Below are 15,682 nucleotides of genomic sequence, written 5' to 3' on the forward strand. Positions count from 1 at the left end.
CGCCTGGGTTCACGCGCTGTTCCCTGGCTTCGGTGCTGTACCACTGTCAAGGAGGTCAGCCTGTGGAGGGATCAGAGCTCGATGGCAAGTCGAAGTACGGTTCGGACCAGTCGACGGAACCATCTGCGTCTGCTTGGGCCACATGCTGCAACAGCAATGCTGTGGGGTTCTGTATGTCGATCTCGGCCTCGCCGATGAGCAAGCGAGTCGTTGTCGGTATCGATGGGTAGTCGATGCCTAGTAGCTTGCATATGTGCTCGAATTCCTCGTTCTTGTTGCCGTCACCGAGGCTTCCATGAAGGTAGTTGTGCAGGCGGGAGCAGATGTCAAGCATCGCATTTCCACTGTCCGTTACGCTGTAATCCCCGCCTTGCAAGCTGTCGCTCCTCAGGAATCCTAGAACGAAGAGCCGTTCCGTTTCGAGTTTGAGGGCATTGAGGTCGATGCCCAGTGCTTTGGCTGTGTGTCGATGGTTTCGATAGCCGTGCTTCTTGACGTGCGACATTATCCCGAGGGGGAGACCAGGCCGCCTAGAGGCTGCGAAACGCGTAACGTCCTGGGGCGTGAGACCCCCTAGTGCAACCTGGAGGAGAAGATCTTTGGTTATTTCTTCCCTCAGGAGATTGCGGACGGTTTTACGGGCGCTTTCATCGTCTGCGTCGAAGTCTGCCGGTACCCAGAAAACTCGCAGACGAGTCAGGCTCTCTCGCATGGTTTTCAGGTAGTCCTGGGTCACCTCGGCGAGGCGGGCACGGTTACTGCTCTCGTGGCGAGCTATGTATACGGCCGCGGCGATGTCCTGCTCGTGTAGAAGCGTCCTAAGGTCCTTGTCGATCCCGTCGCCGCCGTGCCTCCAGAGAGTCTGTCCTGCAACGACCTTTGACCAGTCCTTCTTCAGGTCACAGGAGAAGTCAAAGCGCTTCCGCTGACCTTCTGTGTAGCCGAAGAGACGTGATCTTGACGCGTTCTCCATGATTTCGAGAGCTGTTTTTGAAAGGAAGATGTGCTCTGGTGACTCTGGCATGCTCTCTCCAGGGAAGTGTGCGGGGTTCTCCTACTCGGCCGCGCATCTCGTGTAGCGGTGGTCATCCTCGTAGACGAGGTTGATTCCCTCGGTGTGGAGAAGGCTTAGCAGGTCATCCTGCGGTTTTTCCGGGAGGAGTACAGTCAGCTTGGGGTTGTGCGGCTTGATATGCCGTGCGAAATCCTTCAGTTGGCCTATGGCCATACGTACCTCTTCGCGGCTACTGGCACCTCTTACCGCATAGAGTTCATGCTCGGTAGCGTCGTAGAGGTCAGTCTTGAGAGTGGTCGTCGTGCCGGAGATCTTGACCTGATACGCGAAGACTTCATGCTCGCATTTCGTGAGCTCTTCGAGGTACGCTTCTCGCAGAGTTGATTGGCGCAGGTCGGCTATGAGGCTGGGTTGGGCGGCGCGCCTGCTCTCTGATGCCCGTTTCCTCTTCGGCTCCACCATCTTGCATGTGACGACCGCGGCGGAAACTCGTTGGGCGTTGGTTTCGTTCGCCCGCGTGATCACATCTCGGGAGAGGCGCTCAAAGTCTCCCTTAGGGCGTAGGCGGAAGACGATGATGCGACGACGCTTGCCCGTCTCGTCAGGTGCCTCGCGAACCGTGTACGGCAGCGTGGGGTCCACCCCGAACTCGCCTACGTACCGTTGCTGCTTAGCGGATGAGGTTGGGTCGGGGACCTTGCCTGCTGCCATGAAGACACGCAGCAACTTGCCGCTATCTGCGTGACACAAGACAGCTGCGTTGCGAGATCCGCTCTGCCCCAGAAACGTTTGGTCACCACGAGTGCCCTGCCCTGTGTACTCGAACACAGGGCCGAACTCGTCCTCTTCCTCCAGCCAACCATCCTCGTAGCCGTACTTCTTGCCGCTGTCATGGTCTACGTAGATGAGGATGTTTGGGCTGTTCTTGGGGGTGATGATTCCCCCTTGGCTGCCTCCGCCGAACACCTTGTGCATGTCCGCGCGCGTGGTCAACAGTCCAGGCTTGATCGACCGTAAGTCCATGCCCTGACGTTAACTGATCGCTCTGACACTGCACTTGGTCGCTAGCTTGCAGCGATGGCCGCATACGTCCACACGTCCGCCGGTAGCTCGTGCTGTAGCCGCCATGTGATCGCCATCGGCTTGCTGCCTGTGTGGTCCTCGTACGCAGCGGGGCCCAGGAGCATCCACGGCTGAGACTTCCCGATGTCAGTGTTCTTGTACCGGCGCATGAAGAGCAGCACGTGGCTACCCCGCTCGGCGTGGTGCTGGTAGCGCAGGCCGGTGGGGGAGTTGGCAGCTGTGGAGTTCTGCGACTCCCAGTGGAAGAGGGTGGGGCTGAGGGCGTAGTCCCGGTACCGGATGGTGGGGGAAAAGTCCTTCTCGTTCTTCTCCAGGGTGATCAGTAGGGCGTCGGTCTGGATGTCCTCGACCCACTGGACGCCCTGAGCGAAGGACCTGGGCATCTGGCCGCCGAAGCGTGCTACCCCGAGGGCCGCCAAGATTTCGGAGCGGTTGTAGGAGCAGTGGACCTTCAACGGGAGCTTGCTTTGGCTGCCGGACAGGGGGATGGGGAAGTGGTCGGCCTGTTCGATGACATAGGACAGGACCTGGCGCAGTTCATCCCGGAAGACCGGTTGTTCTCGCAGGGCGTCCAGGCCCTGTTGGAAACTGGTGAAACCGCCGGCGTTGTCCCACAGGTTGAAGAAGAGCATGCGCGCGTAGGTCTGCTCGGTGGGGTCCAACTCGTCGTAGGGTCGTGCGTCGTCAGCGAGGAGGCTGAGGTAGGCAGTGGCGCGGTCGGGGTCGTCGATGTGTAGGAAGGCATGGACGCGCTTGAGTAGAGCTGATTCCCCAGCAGGCGCGGCTGTTTTGATCAGACCTGCTCGGCGAAGGACCGACGTCCAGGAGTTGTCACTCTTGTACAGCTCCTTGATCTCTCTCCGACTCTCGCGGAGGTAGTCCTCCAGACGTGGGGTCTCATAAGCCTTGACTTCGCTCACCAACGTCTTGATGTTGGCGCTCAGTTGGATGCGGATGTTGTCCAGCACCAGATCCTTGGCCTTGCCTTCCAGGATGATCTGACATCCAGAAGGCAGGAGCGGAAAGTCATGTTCGATGTGGTCGACGAGCCGGTTCCTGGAGAGGTTCGTCATGGCTCGGAACTGTTCCTCGAAGCGGAACTCCGCCCGATGCTGTCCGATGAAGTCCAAGACGGTGAGCACGGGCTTGGTCTCTGTACGCCGCAGTCCGCGGCCCAGCTGTTGGAGGAAGACCGTCGCGCTGTTGGTGGGGCGCAGGAGGAGCAGCGTATCGACATCGGGGATGTCGAGGCCTTCGTTGAAGAGGTCCACGGAGAAGATGACCTGCAGCTTCCCCTCCCGCAGATCAGCGAGCGCTTGGGCTCGTACTGCGGCAGGTGAGTCGCTGGTGAGCGCGGCTGCCTGGAAGCCGGCCCTTTGGAAGAAGTCCGCCATGAAGCGGGCGTGCTTCTTGTCCACGCAGAAGCCCAGCGCACGCATGGCGCCGGGCTGGGAGACCTTGTCCCGGATCTGCTTGACGACGATCCGGGCACGCGCCTGGTTGCCGGTGTAGAGGTTGCCGAGTTCTTGGTCTGTGTACGTGCCCCGCTGCCAGGTGAGGTTCGTCAGGTCTGTGCCGTCCGGGATCCCGAAGTAGTGGAAGGGACACAGCAGGTCGTTCTCCAGGGCTTCCCAGAGCCGCATCTCGGCGGCAATGCGGCCCTCGAAGAACTCGTCCTGCACATTGAGTCCATCCATCCGCTCGGGGGTAGCGGTCAGGCCGAGCAGCTCCTTCGGCTTGAAGTGGTCGATAACTCGGCGATACGTGGTGGCGGTCGCGTGGTGGAACTCGTCGATAACGATGACGTCGAAGTGATCGGGAGCCAACTCTTCGAGGCGCTGGATGTTGAGTGACTGAACGCTGGCGAAGACGTGGTTCCACGCCTGCGGGTCTTCACCCCCGTAGAGCAGCTCGCCGAATGAGGCGTCGTCCAGCACCTCCCGGTAGGTGCGCAGAGACTGCTTGAGGATCTCCTTGCGGTGTGCGACGAACAGCAGTTTGGGCCGACGGTCACCGAAGCTTCTGGCCAGGCTCCGGTAGTCCAGGGCTGCCATGACGGTCTTACCCGTACCCGTGGCCGCGACCAGCAGATTGCGGTTCCGTCCACGGAGCTCACGCTCCACCCGCAGGCGCTCCAGCATGTCCTGCTGGTAGGGGAAGGGGCGTACCTCCAGCCCGGAGAGGTTGATCTTCAGGTCGGTGGTGGAGGTGTTGCCGCTCGCCTGGGCTAGGGCTTGATCGAGGCGCTCGCTGTGGCTGTCGGGGTCGTAGGTCTCAAAAGCGGAGTCGCTCCAGTACGCGTCGAAGGTTGCCTCGAACTTGTTCAGCACCGCCGGTGTGGCGACGGAAGAGAGGCGGACGTTCCACTCCAAGCCGTCGAGGAGGGCAGCCTTGGAGAGGTTCGAGCTGCCGACGTACGCCGTATCGAAGCCTGTGTGGCGCCTGAACAGCCAGGCCTTGGCGTGGAGCCGAGTGGACCGGAGCTCATAGTTGACTTTGACGGTGGCGCCGAAATCGCGGACCAGGCGATCGAGGGCGTGGCGGTCGGTCGCGCCGATGTAGGTGGTTGTGATGACGCGGATCGGCACGCCCCGCTCTTTCGCGGCGCGCAATGAATCTTCGAGGACACGAATGCCGTACCACTTCACGAAAGCGCAGAGCAGGTCGATGCGGTCTGCGGTGGCCAGCTCCGCCCTGAGTTCGGCACCAAGGCTGAGGTCCTCGGGAGAGTTCGTGATGAGCGAGGTTTCGGACAACGGAGTGAGAGGGCGAAGGGCATAGACCCCCGGAGCCTCCTGCTGCGCCAGAGCCAGCAGTTGTCGAGGACCCTCGACGATGGCGTCTGCTGCGGCGGTTTCGCTTGGGCTCGGGGCGGCCGAAGCCAACGACTCGAGAATGCGGTTCGCAACTGGGACCCGGTCTTCGGGGCGAAGCTGGGTGAGCCGTTGGCTGACCGCATCGGCGATGTGGCGAGCCAGTACGTGCGGGGCGGACTCCGGTGTGACTTCAGCGTCGATGGCCTTCCAACCAGCTGCCTTGAATTGTTCCAGCTGGTCGTCGACGTCGCGGGTGATCAGTTTCTCGTAGACACCCGCGATCGGCTTCGACGGGTCCCCTGCTTCTGCCATGACTGTTCCCCCCTGATCCCTTGCTCCCACGCACGATCAGTCGTTGCGATATGGATCAGTTCTAACAGCAATGACTGACACCCGACGGGCCGTATCGAAAGGTGCTGCCGTTGGGGAGCAGGGGTCGGGGGTTCCTAGCGCCGTGGTGAGTCGGCCAGGCGTGCCCTGTTGTCCGGCGGGCTCAGGCCGTGCTGCCGTGGCACTCCCCGTACGTTCGCCCCGAGCCGCACCAGCAAGGTGCCCCCTGCTGCGGTGGCCAGGCCACAGCCCGCCCCCGGGCCGCCAGGGTGGTGGCGTACTGGGGAAGCAGCGTCGCGTCGCCCGGGGTCGTGCCCTCCGAGGCCGCGAAGGCCTCGTAGGAGGGGACCGTGCCCGTGACGATGCCGAGGTTCGGGGTGCCGGAGGAGGAGAGTTCGCGGAGGGCGTGCTCTATTGAGGCGAGGTGCTCGGTGTGGGAGGGGTACTCCGGTGCCAGCGTCGGGTACGCGTCGAGGAGTTCCCGCAGTTCGTCCGCCGGCCAGTGGAGGATCGCCACCGGGAACGGGCGGGAGAGGGCCTCGCGGTAGGCGCCCAGTTCGGCGCGGAGGCGGAGGATCTCCGCTTCCAGTTCCGCCGGGTTCTCCGAGCCCAGGGACCACACGCGTTTGGGGTCGTGGAGTTCGTCCAGGGAGATCGGGAGGGAGTGGACCGAGTCCGCTACCGCGTCCCACTCGTCGTGGGATTTGCCCAGCATGCGGCGGACCCGGTGGCGGCCGAAGAGGAGGGGGTGGGTCGGCTGCGGGGGCTGCGGTACGTCCGTCAGGAGGAGGCGCACGGCCTCCGTGAAGGTGTCGTGCGCCGCTTCCAGCTCGTCGTGGGACTCCAGAGACTCGGCCACGATCACCCAGGGGGCCGGGTCCCTGGGGGCCGACGTGCGGACGCCCTCGATGATCGCCCGGGCCTCGGCCTCGTGGCCGTACTCCCAGAGGTTGGAGGCCTTGAGCGCCCGGATCAGGTGCGGGTTGTCGAGGCCTTCGGAGGAGGACAGGAGACGGTCGTAGAGCTTCGTCGCGCTGGGGCGGTCGCCGGAGAGTTCCAGGTGGGCCGCTGCCCGCAGCAGCAGGGCCTCGGCGTCCTCGGGGTACAGGCCGGCGGTCCGCTCCAGGCGTGCCGCCTCGGCGGTGTGGTCGACGTTTTCGGCAGGCGTGTCGGGGCGCATGGGGGACACCGTACTGCCGGGAGGTGACGAGCGTGAGAGATGCGCAGGCCAGACCACCCGGCCTCCCGACTTCCCACGCTCGCCGCCCAGGTTTCACGGTTCGCCCCGAACCGTCGCCTCATCGCCGAGTCCGGCTGGAGCGAGACGTTCTAGAGCGAGACGTTCTAGAGCGAGACGTTGTCGATCTGGAGTGTTTGGACCGATTTTGCCGCGAAGGGAACGCTTACCGATTTGCCGGACAGGCGGATGTCCGAGCGCGGGGTGTAGAGGTCGCCGCCTCCCGTCGTCACCGTGTTCCAGCGGGGGACCAGGCCTCCGGAGCCGCCCGTCACCGTCGTGAAGCGGGAGAGGTCGAAGGTGAGGGTCTGGGCGGAGGTGGCCGTGTTCACGGCGACGATCACCAGGCGGCGGGCCGTGGCGTCGTAGGCCGCCACCGCGTAGCTGACGCCCGTGTCCAGGATCGTCATGCCGGGGCGGATGTGGCGGCTGAACTGGGCCAGGACGTAGTGCTTGGTCTGGACGGTGGTCGGCTGGAGGGTGTTCGCGTCGTAGGCGATCATCGCCCAGCCCGTCGACGGGTCCATGACCTGCCAGTAGCACCAGGCGGTGGGGTGCAGCCAGCGGAAGTCGTAGCAGAGGTTGGACGCCATGGTCAGGCCCGTGCCGTCGCTGTCGCCCGTCTCGGAGTTCCACAGCTTCTTGCGGGACGTCGTCACCACGTCCGTGTAGAGGAGGTCGCGGCGGCCGCCGGAGCCCTGGTAGCCGTGCACGTTGACCTGGGAGACCAGGGACTTGGTGGAGGAGTTGAAGGACGCCCAGGTCGAGCGGGCCGTGTCGTAGTTCGTCTCGTCCGAGGCGGCGATGCGGATGCCCGTCAGGCCGCGCTTGTCCAGCTCGCTGCGCATGTACGGGAGGACCGCCGCCTGGACCGCCGGGTCCATGTGGCAGCCCTCCTGCGTGCCGGTCGCGGTCCACCAGGTGGAGGCCGGCTCGTTGAAGGGGTCGACCGTCGCGAAGTTCACGCCCCAGTTGTTGCGCGCGTACAGGGCCGTCGCCGCCAGGTGGGAGGCGTGCTGGCGGTAGTTCCAGGTCTGGAGGTTGTTGCCGCCGCCGGCCGCGCCCGAGGGGTTGTGGTTGCTGCACATCCACCACATGGGGGAGTTCGCGAACAGCTCGGTGATCGCGCCCCGTTGCACCGCCTTGACCAGCATCGCGCGCTGGTTGCCGTCCGCCGTCCACTTCCAGGCCGAGGAGGTGGGGTCCTCGTTGTTCCAGTCCTGCCAGAATCCCTCGATCTGCTTGAAGCCGGGGATGTTGGGCGACTCGACCATCGTTTCGCCGCCGACGCTGTTCCAGCTGCACGCGCCGAGGTTGTAGCGGGCGATGTTGAGGCCGAGGCCGGGCAGGGAACGGCCGTTGTACGTCACCGACTTGGTGGTGAAGAACAGGTCGGCGAAGTCGTCCCGGGCGCCGAAGACGTTGGCCCACCAGGCGAGGGAGGTGCCCCAGCCCTCCCAGGTGCCGTAGGTCGTCGAGGGGTTGACGGCGATCGTGGCGTCCGCGTGCGCGGTGCCCGTCGCCAGGGTGCTGCCGAGGAACGTGCCCCCTGCTGCGGCCAGCAGGGATCTGCGTCGTATCACGGCTCCTCCGTAAAGGAATCGGGGCAGGCGCCGGTCCCCGGCCCGGCGTCGCGAGTGTTGTCCCGTTCATGGCGACGGGCTCATGGCATCGAGAAGCATCGGGTGCGGCGGGTGGGTTGTCGAGAGTTCTGACGAACCTTTCTCAAACCCGTGTACGAAGTCGAGGGTCCGTTCAGCCGGGCGATCCTGTACGAGGATCCGTTCGGCCGGGCGATGCTGTATAACGAACAGCAGGGCATGTACACGTATGAGAGGAGGGGCAGCCGGATGAACCGTGGTTGGGCGACTCTGCGTCCCGCTCTCGCGCTGCTCTTCCTGATCGTCGAGGTGGCGCTGCTCGACACCGGCAGCCTCTCCGCCACCGTCGCCCTGGCCGCGACCGCCGCCACCGCTGCGACCGCCGCGGCCTCCGCCGCCCTCGCGGTCTGCGCCGTCGTCGCCTCGCGCTGCGCGCCCGCCGTGGCGCGCACACGCGTGCGTACGGCCATCCGCGACCGGGATCGCCGTACGGCCTTCCTGCCCCAGCGCGATCCCGACGCCCGGGGGCGCACCCGTCCCCGCGCACCCGGACACGCCCTCCGGGCGACCGTCGCGTAGGGAACCTCGCGGAGCTTTCAACGAACTCCAGGAGCTGACCCCGCGCGGGTCGTCATGCCGCCATGTCTCCATCCGGCACGACGAGACCCCCGGAGGGCTCACCCATGTCCGTCTTCGCCACCCTGGTCGAGCGACTCGCCGACCTGCTCCAGCCGCTGTTCGGCGCCTCCGCGGCCGCCGCCGCGATCGTCCTGTTCACCGCGCTCGTACGCCTCCTCGTCCACCCCCTGTCCCGGGCCGCCGCGCGCGGCCAGAAGGCCCGCACCGCGCTCCAGCCGAAGATCGCCGAGCTGCGGAAGAAGCACGGGAAGAACCCCGAGAAGCTCCAGCGGGCCGTGCTGGAGCTGCACGCCGAGGAGAAGGTGTCGCCGCTGGCCGGCTGCCTGCCCGGGCTGCTCCAGGTGCCCGCGTTCTTCCTGCTCTACCACCTGTTCTCCAGCGACACGATCGGCGGGAAGGCCAACGAGCTGCTCGGCCACCAGCTGTTGGCCGCGCCGCTGGGGGAGCGGTGGGTGGACGCGCTCGACGGCGGTCTCTTCGGCGGGGCCGGGCTCGTGTACGCCGGGCTGTTCGGCGTCGTCGCCTGTGTCGCCGTGTTCAGCTACCGCCTCAGCAAGCGCATGATGGCCGCGAACCCGGTCGTCCCGGCCGGGGACGGGGAGCAGGTGCCGGGGCTGGGGGCGGTGACCAGGGTCATGCCGTTCATGTCGTTCTTCACGCTCGTCACCGTGGCCGTGGTGCCGCTGGCCGCCGCGCTGTACGTCGTGACCAGCACGACGTGGAGCGTCGTCGAGCGGGCCGTGCTGTACCGGTAGCCGGTCTGCTGTACCGGTAGCCGGTCCGGTGTACCGGTAGCCGGTCTGCTCTACCGGTAGCCCGGTAGTGGTCGGTGAGGTGACGGTCCAGTACGTGAACGGGGTATTGCGGAGTGCACGTGCAGCTTGGAGGATCGACCAGTCCTCCGATGGCTGCCCCGCCGCATCCGGGTCACGCGCGTCGGGCGGGCGCCCGCGATCGAGGGAGACGTGATCATGAAGCTGCTGCGAGTCGGTACGGCGGGGGCGGAGCGGCCCGCGCTGCTCGACGCCGAGGGGACCCTGCGGGACCTGTCGGGCGTCGTCGCGGACGTGGACGGCGCGCTGCTCGCCGACGAGGAGGCGCTCGGCCGGATCCGGGCCGCCGCCGACGCCGGCGAGCTGCCCGTACTGGACGCCACCGGGCTGCGGATCGGCCCGCCGCTCGGGCGGATCGGCAAGATCGTCTGCATCGGCCTGAACTACCACGACCACGCCCGCGAGACGGGCGCCGAGCCGCCCGCCGAGCCGGTCGTCTTCATGAAGGCGCCGGACACGGTCGTCGGGCCGAACGACACCGTCCTCGTGCCGCGCGGGTCCCTCAAGACCGACTGGGAGGTCGAGCTGGCCGTCGTCATCGGGCGTACGGCCAGGTACCTGGAGTCCGAGGAGGAAGCCCTCGCGCATGTCGCCGGGTACGCCGTCGCGCACGACGTGTCCGAGCGGGAGTTCCAGATCGAGCGCGGCGGGACCTGGGACAAGGGGAAGAACTGCGAGACGTTCAACCCGCTGGGGCCGTGGCTGGTGACGGCGGACGAGGTGCCGGACCCGCAGGCGCTGTCCCTGAAGCTGTGGGTCAACGGGGAGTTGAAGCAGGACGGCACCACGGCCGAGCAGATCTTCTCGGTGGGGGAGGTCGTGCGGTACCTCAGCCGGTTCATGACGCTGTACCCCGGTGATGTGATCAACACGGGGACGCCGGCGGGGGTGGCGCTGGGGGCGCCCGAGCCGAAGCCGTTCCTTCGCGCCGGGGATGTCGTTGAGTTGGAGATCGAGGGGCTGGGGCGGCAGCGGCAGGAGTTCAAGAACGCGTAGGCGCTCCGCTGGGAGGGCCGGGGAACTGCGGTCGTCTTTCGGCCGCGGGCCGTGTGCGGCTTGTCGCGCAGTTCCCCGCGCCCCTGAAGAAGGTTCCCGCGCCCCTGGTGAGCTCTACTTGAGCAGAGCCGCCAGGTCGCGCCACGCCTTCCTCGGGAGGGCGTCGCGCGGCTCCTCGTTCACCACCTGGAGGGCGATGTGGTCCGCGCCCGCCTCGAAGAAGGCGTCCATCTTGGCGCGGATCGCGGTGTCGTCGCCCCAGGCGAACAGGGCGTCGACCAGGCGGTCGCTGCCGCCGTCCTTCAGGTCGTCCTCGGTGAAGCCGTGCCGGAGGAAGTTGTTGGTGTAGTTCGGCAGGGGGAGGTAGGTCTCCAGGAACTCGCGGGCCAGGGCGCGGGCCCGGGCCGGGTCCGTCTCCGGGACCACCGCGAGTTCGGGGGCGAGCAGGGGGCCTTCGCCCAGGGCTTCGCGGGCGTGGGCGGTGTGCTCCGGGGTGACCAGGTAGGGGATCGCCCCCGCGGAACGGTCGCGGGTCAGCTTCAGGCTCTTCGGGCCGAGGGCGGCCAGGACCCGGCGGTCGGCGGGCATCCCGGCGGCGTCCAGGTCGTCCAGGTACGACACGAGGGCCGAGTACGGACGCCGGTACTGCTCCGCGAGCCTGGCGTGGCTGACGCCGAGGCCGAGCACGAAACGGCCGGGGTGCGCGGACTCCAGCTCGGCGAAGGCGGCGGCGGTGGCGTCCGCCTCGTGCTGCCAGATGCTCTGGATGCTGGTGCCGACGGTGAGCCGGGAGGTCGCCTCGATCAGCGGTGCGGCGTGGGCGGCGGAGGTGTTGCCGCCCAGCCAGACGGCCCCGTAGCCGAGTTCCTCCAGTTCGGCGGCGGCCTCGGCGAGTTCGCCGCGCCGGTCCGGATCCTCCGAGCGCAGGCCCACGCTCCAGATGCCGTACCGGCCGACGGTCTCCTTCAGGGCTGTGGTCATGGGGTGCGATCCCTCCGATTGGGCGCCGTGCTCGATCATGCGTACGCAGGTGCCAACCGGAGGGATCCGGCACGCATTCCGTCCCGCTAGCGGCCGTTGCCGAGGAACTGCTCCAGGGCCTCCACCACCAGGCGGTGGTCCTGGAGTTGGGGCAGCCCGGACACCGTCACCGCGCCGATCACGCCGACGCCCTCGACGGTGATGGGGAAGGAGCCGCCGTGGGCCGCGTACGTGTCGGGGTCGAGGCGCGAGGACTCCTCGAACGTCGTGCCCTTGGCGCGGAAGCGGGCGCCGACCAGGTAGGAGGCGGAGCCGTAGCGCTCGACCACCCGGCGCTTGCGGGCGATCCAGGCGTCGTTGTCCGGGGTGGAGCCGGGCAGCGCCGCGTGGAAGAGCTGCTGGCCGGCGCGGTGGATGTCGATGGCGACCGGGGCCTGCCGCTCCCGGGCCAGCTCCACGAGGAGGGAGCCGAGCGCCCAGGCGTCGTCGTGGGTGAACTGGCGGAAGACCAGGAGGCGTTCCTGCTTCTCCAGCTCCTCCAGGCTCGGGGTGAGCTCCGGGTGGAACTTCGGGGTCAGCTCCTGGCTGTGGGAGGGGTTGCTCTTGTGGGTCACAGGGTCACCGTCACCTTCTCGCGGGCCGAACGACGGGCGGCCTCCAGTACGTCCAGGGCGGCGGCCGCCTCCCGCGCGGTCACCGGGTTCGGGGCGCCCTCCAGCAGGGCTTTCGCCACGGCCGCATAGTAGGCGGGGTAGTCGCCCGGGAGGGTCGGTTCGGGGCGGCCGCCGCCGGTCACCGGGGACTCGCCGGATCCCACGCGGCCCCACAGCGACTCGGGCTCCGCGCCCCAGTCCGGGCCGGGGCGCCGTCCCTCGCGCAGGGCCGCCTCCTGGGGATCCAGGCCGTACTTCACGTAACCGGCCCGCGAGCCCAGGACGCGGAAGCGGGGGCCGAGCTGGGCGGTCGTCGCGGAGACGTAGAGGTGGGAGCGGACGCCGCTCTCGTGCGTGATCGCGATGAAGGTGTCGTCGTCCGTCTCGGCGCCCGGGCGGCGGATGTCCGACTCCGCGTACACGGCCGCCGCCGGGCCGAAGAGGACCAGGGCCTGGTCGACGACATGGCTGCCGAGGTCGTAGAGCAGACCTCCGATCTCTGCCGGGTCGCCGGACTCGCGCCAGCCGCCCTTGAGTTGGGGACGCCAGCGCTCGAAGCGGGATTCGAACCGCTGGACGTCGCCCAGCTCGCCCTCGTCGAGGAGCTTGCGCAGGGTGAGGAAGTCGTTGTCCCAGCGGCGGTTCTGGAAGACGGAGAGGAGCAGGCCGCGCTCCTCGGCCAGGGCGGCGAGCTCGCGGGCCTCGGCCGCCGTGCCCGCGACGGGCTTGTCGACGACGACCGGCAGGCCGGCCTTGAGGGCGGTGGTCGCGAGCGGCACATGCGTCTTGTTCGGGGACGCGACGACGATCAGGTCCAGCTCGGCGGCCCGGTCGAACAGCTCGTCCGGCGAGGCGGCGAGGCGTACGTCCGGGAACTCGGCACGGGCCTGCTGCTGCCGTTCCGGGTTCGAGGTGACCACCGTGTCGAGGGCGAGGCCCTCGGTGGCGGCGATCAGCGGGGCGTGGAAGACGGAGCCGGCGAGGCCGTAGCCGACGAGGCCGACGCGGAGGGGCGAGCCGGGGGCTGTGCCGAGGGGTGTGCCAGTCATGCCACCCACTTTCGCAACGCTGTTGCCAAAGTGCAAGCGCCGGGGACAATGGGTGGCGTGAACAGGGCGGACGACGGTACGGGCGGGGTGGGCGGCATGCGCGGCGGCGGGGGCTGGGGCGGGGCGAACCTGCTCGCCCTGCGCAGCCACAACACCGCGCTGGTGCTCGACCTGCTGCGGACGGCCGGGGCCGACGGCATCAGCCGGCTCGAACTCGCCGAGCGGACCGGGCTCACCCCGCAGGCCGTCAGCAAGATCACGGCCCGGCTGCGGGAGGACGGGCTCGCGGCGGAGGCGGGCCGGCGGGCCTCCACGGGGGGCAAGCCGCGCACGGTGCTGCGGCTGGTGCCCGAGGCGGGGCACGCGGTGGGCGTCCACCTGGACCGGGACGAGGTACGGGTCGTCCTCGTGGACCTGCGGGGGACGGTGGTGGAGGAGCGGCGGTCCGCGCTGGACCTGGGGGCGGGGGCGGAGGCCGTACTGGGGGCGGTGCGGGAGGCGGTCGCCGAGGTGCTGCCCACCGGGCTCGGCAGGGCCGCCCTGCTCGGGGCGGGCGTCGCACTGCCCGGGCCGCTGGACCACGCCCGGGGCGTGCTGCACCGGGTGACCGGATTCCCCGAGTGGGACGGCTTTCCCCTGCGGGACGCGCTGACGGGCCGGCTCGGGGTGCCGGTGGTGGTCGACAAGGACACCAACGCGGCCGCGCTCGGCCTGGCCGCCGGGGGCGAGGGCGGCTCCTTCGCCTACCTGCACCTCGGTACGGGGCTGGGGGCCGGGCTGGTGATCGGCGGGCGCGTGCACCGGGGGGCCCGGACCGGGGCGGGGGAGTTCGGCCATCAAGTCATCCAGTTGGACGGCCCGCCGTGCACCTGTGGCGACCGGGGCTGCGTCGAGGCGCTGTGCCTCGGCGCGGTGGCGCGCGGCGACCTGGAGGAGGCGGCGCGGGTCCTGGGCGCCGGGGCGGCGAACCTGGTCGGCCTGCTGGACATCGACGTCGTCCTCCTCGGCGGCCGTACGGTGGCCGCGGCTCCGGAGGCGTTCGTGCGCGGGGTCGGCGCGGTGCTCGCGGACCGGGCCCGGCGCACGGGCCAGGACGGCGTGCCGGTCCGACTCGCCCCCGGGGGCGGACGGACCGTGGCGGCGGGGGCGGCTCAGCTGCTGCTGGGGCCGGTGTTCGGGCGTGAGGTCGGCTGAGGCGCCGCCGTCCCCGGCCTGGTCGCCGTCCCTGGGGCGACTGCGGCACAACCCTCGCCGGCCCTCGCCCCGACCGCCGCCCCTGGACCGTCCCCGGCATCCGCCCACGCCCCGCCGGGAAAGATCCGGGCCAGGTGATAGTCCAGTACCCTCCGCACGTCCGCGAGGGAACGGCGTTCGTGCAGGACGTCCAGGCCCAGCCCGACGGCCCCCGAGACCAGCAGGTCCGCCTCGTGCGCCCGGTCGATGCCCGGGGCCGTCCGCCCGGTCGTCTCGGCCACGCCGATGATGTCCGCGACGAGTCGTTCGAACGGCTGCTCGGCGGAGAGGAAGACCGCCGCGAGGGCGGGATCGGTCAGGCTTCGCGCGTAGTACGCCGTGAACACGCGCAGGGCGAAGGCGCGCTGGTCGTCCAGCGGCAGGAACTCGTCCAGCACCGCCCGCAGCAGGGCGCACGGGTCCGTCATGTCGTACGGGATGCGCGCCCGGGCCAGCCGCTCGTTCTCCTCGTGCAGCAGGCGCAGCGCGTCCACAAGGAGAGCGTGCTTGGAGTCGAAGTGGTACTGCACGACCCGCAGCGACACCCTCGCCTCGGCCGCGATCCTGCGCATGCTCGCCGCTTCCAGGCCCTGCCCGGCCGCGATGCGCCACACCGCCTCGGCGATCCGCAGCCGCTGCCGCGCCCGGACGTCCGTCGGCCGGGGCACCGGCGGCGTGCCCGGCTCGGGCAGCGGCTGCCGGCGCCGGCGGTAGGCCCGGGCCTGACAGCTCCGGGAGCAGTAGACGGGCGGACGCCCCCGCTCCGGGCGGGCCACGCGCGCGCCGCACACCGGGCACTTCTTTTCGTCACGCATCACCTCACGGTACCGCGCCGAGAAAGTGTGACGTAAAGAAGAAGAGGGGGTGCTGAATAGGGCCAGAGGCTTTCCTTCCGTTGATACGTTCGTAACGTCACCTCGCGCGGAAGGAAGGCCATGAAGTATGACGTCCTGCAAGTCCTCGGCATGGTGGTGCTGGTCGTGAGCGCCCAGGCACTCGTCCGGCTCCTCGTCGACCACGGGGAACGGGGGGTGCTGGGCGACCTGCCCGGCGGTTTCGCCCCGCTGCTGCTGACCTACGCGGCCCTCACCGTCACCGGCGCCGCCCTGACCGGCTGGGCCCACTCCCGCGCCAAGGCCCTCGGGCGTCGCTAGGCGGACACCCCCCTAGGTCCTGTCGGGCCCGAGCCGCGCGCGGGAGCTGTCCGCCGACCGGG

Annotated in this window: 14 protein-coding genes; 5 read left to right on the top strand and 9 right to left on the bottom strand. The window is 68.5% G+C overall.

Features of this window, described 5'->3' with window-relative positions:
• Positions 1-55: 55 nt before the first annotated feature.
• The 5 genes from ACSUPV_RS25460 to ACSUPV_RS25480 form a co-directional block, all read right to left on the bottom strand.
• Positions 56-1,024, bottom strand: a complete 969-nt coding sequence (locus ACSUPV_RS25460; protein WP_359791291.1) for a hypothetical protein — start codon at positions 1,022-1,024, stop codon at positions 56-58.
• 30 nt (positions 1,025-1,054) lie between these two features.
• Positions 1,055-2,038: a hypothetical protein gene (locus ACSUPV_RS25465; protein ID WP_436948616.1), complete on the bottom strand. Its 984-nt coding sequence runs from the start codon at positions 2,036-2,038 to the stop codon at positions 1,055-1,057.
• 41 nt (positions 2,039-2,079) lie between these two features.
• Positions 2,080-5,226, bottom strand: a complete 3,147-nt coding sequence (locus tag ACSUPV_RS25470; protein ID WP_436948617.1) for a DUF3427 domain-containing protein — start codon at positions 5,224-5,226, stop codon at positions 2,080-2,082.
• Positions 5,227-5,407: 181 nt separating this feature from the next.
• Positions 5,408-6,424: an SEC-C domain-containing protein gene (locus ACSUPV_RS25475; protein ID WP_037766660.1), complete on the bottom strand. Its 1,017-nt coding sequence runs from the start codon at positions 6,422-6,424 to the stop codon at positions 5,408-5,410.
• 164 nt (positions 6,425-6,588) lie between these two features.
• Positions 6,589-8,064: a beta-1,6-galactanase gene (locus ACSUPV_RS25480; RefSeq protein WP_436948618.1), complete on the bottom strand. Its 1,476-nt coding sequence runs from the start codon at positions 8,062-8,064 to the stop codon at positions 6,589-6,591.
• 267 nt (positions 8,065-8,331) lie between these two features.
• Here ACSUPV_RS25480 and ACSUPV_RS25485 point away from each other — a divergent pair, with 267 nt between their 5' ends.
• The 3 genes from ACSUPV_RS25485 (at position 8,332) to ACSUPV_RS25495 (ending at position 10,550) form a co-directional block, all read left to right on the top strand.
• Complete coding sequence (locus ACSUPV_RS25485; RefSeq protein ID WP_436948619.1) at positions 8,332-8,661, top strand: DUF6412 domain-containing protein; 330 nt, start codon at positions 8,332-8,334, stop codon at positions 8,659-8,661.
• 104 nt (positions 8,662-8,765) lie between these two features.
• Positions 8,766-9,476, top strand: a complete 711-nt coding sequence (locus tag ACSUPV_RS25490) for a YidC/Oxa1 family membrane protein insertase (protein ID WP_037766655.1) — start codon at positions 8,766-8,768, stop codon at positions 9,474-9,476.
• A gap of 216 nt (positions 9,477-9,692) precedes the next feature.
• Positions 9,693-10,550, top strand: a complete 858-nt coding sequence (locus tag ACSUPV_RS25495) for a fumarylacetoacetate hydrolase family protein (RefSeq protein WP_436948620.1) — start codon at positions 9,693-9,695, stop codon at positions 10,548-10,550.
• Between the two features lie 114 nt (positions 10,551-10,664).
• Here ACSUPV_RS25495 and ACSUPV_RS25500 read toward each other — a convergent pair whose 3' ends face one another.
• The 3 genes from ACSUPV_RS25500 to ACSUPV_RS25510 form a co-directional block, all read right to left on the bottom strand.
• Entirely contained in the window at positions 10,665-11,531 is an 867-nt protein-coding gene (locus ACSUPV_RS25500) for an LLM class F420-dependent oxidoreductase (protein ID WP_031113293.1), read from the bottom strand.
• 86 nt (positions 11,532-11,617) lie between these two features.
• Positions 11,618-12,145 carry a heme-degrading domain-containing protein gene (locus ACSUPV_RS25505; RefSeq protein WP_037766648.1) on the bottom strand — a complete coding sequence of 176 codons (528 nt, stop codon included), beginning with the start codon at positions 12,143-12,145 and terminating at the stop codon, positions 11,618-11,620.
• Positions 12,142-13,233, bottom strand: coding sequence for a Gfo/Idh/MocA family oxidoreductase (locus ACSUPV_RS25510; RefSeq protein ID WP_037766645.1), 1,092 nt, complete (start codon positions 13,231-13,233; stop codon positions 12,142-12,144). Before ACSUPV_RS25510 ends, ACSUPV_RS25505 begins: the two co-directional genes overlap by 4 nt.
• A gap of 48 nt (positions 13,234-13,281) precedes the next feature.
• On the opposite strand from ACSUPV_RS25510, the gene ACSUPV_RS25515 reads away from it, so the two are divergent.
• Positions 13,282-14,427, top strand: a complete 1,146-nt coding sequence (locus ACSUPV_RS25515; RefSeq protein WP_436948621.1) for an ROK family transcriptional regulator — start codon at positions 13,282-13,284, stop codon at positions 14,425-14,427.
• Here ACSUPV_RS25515 and ACSUPV_RS25520 read toward each other — a convergent pair.
• The gene (locus tag ACSUPV_RS25520; RefSeq protein ID WP_382609629.1) at positions 14,385-15,281 is read right to left on the bottom strand and encodes a TetR/AcrR family transcriptional regulator; all 897 of its coding nucleotides are present in this window, start codon (positions 15,279-15,281) and stop codon (positions 14,385-14,387) included. The genes ACSUPV_RS25515 and ACSUPV_RS25520 overlap by 43 nt on opposite strands.
• A gap of 120 nt (positions 15,282-15,401) precedes the next feature.
• On the opposite strand from ACSUPV_RS25520, the gene ACSUPV_RS25525 reads away from it, so the two are divergent.
• A complete protein-coding gene (locus ACSUPV_RS25525) occupies positions 15,402-15,620 on the top strand; it encodes a hypothetical protein (protein WP_031113301.1) in 219 nt (72 codons plus the stop codon).
• Positions 15,621-15,682: the final 62 nt, after the last annotated feature.

The organism is Streptomyces sp. SudanB52_2052 (assembly GCF_964272415.1).
GTDB lineage: Bacteria > Actinomycetota > Actinomycetes > Streptomycetales > Streptomycetaceae > Streptomyces > Streptomyces olindensis.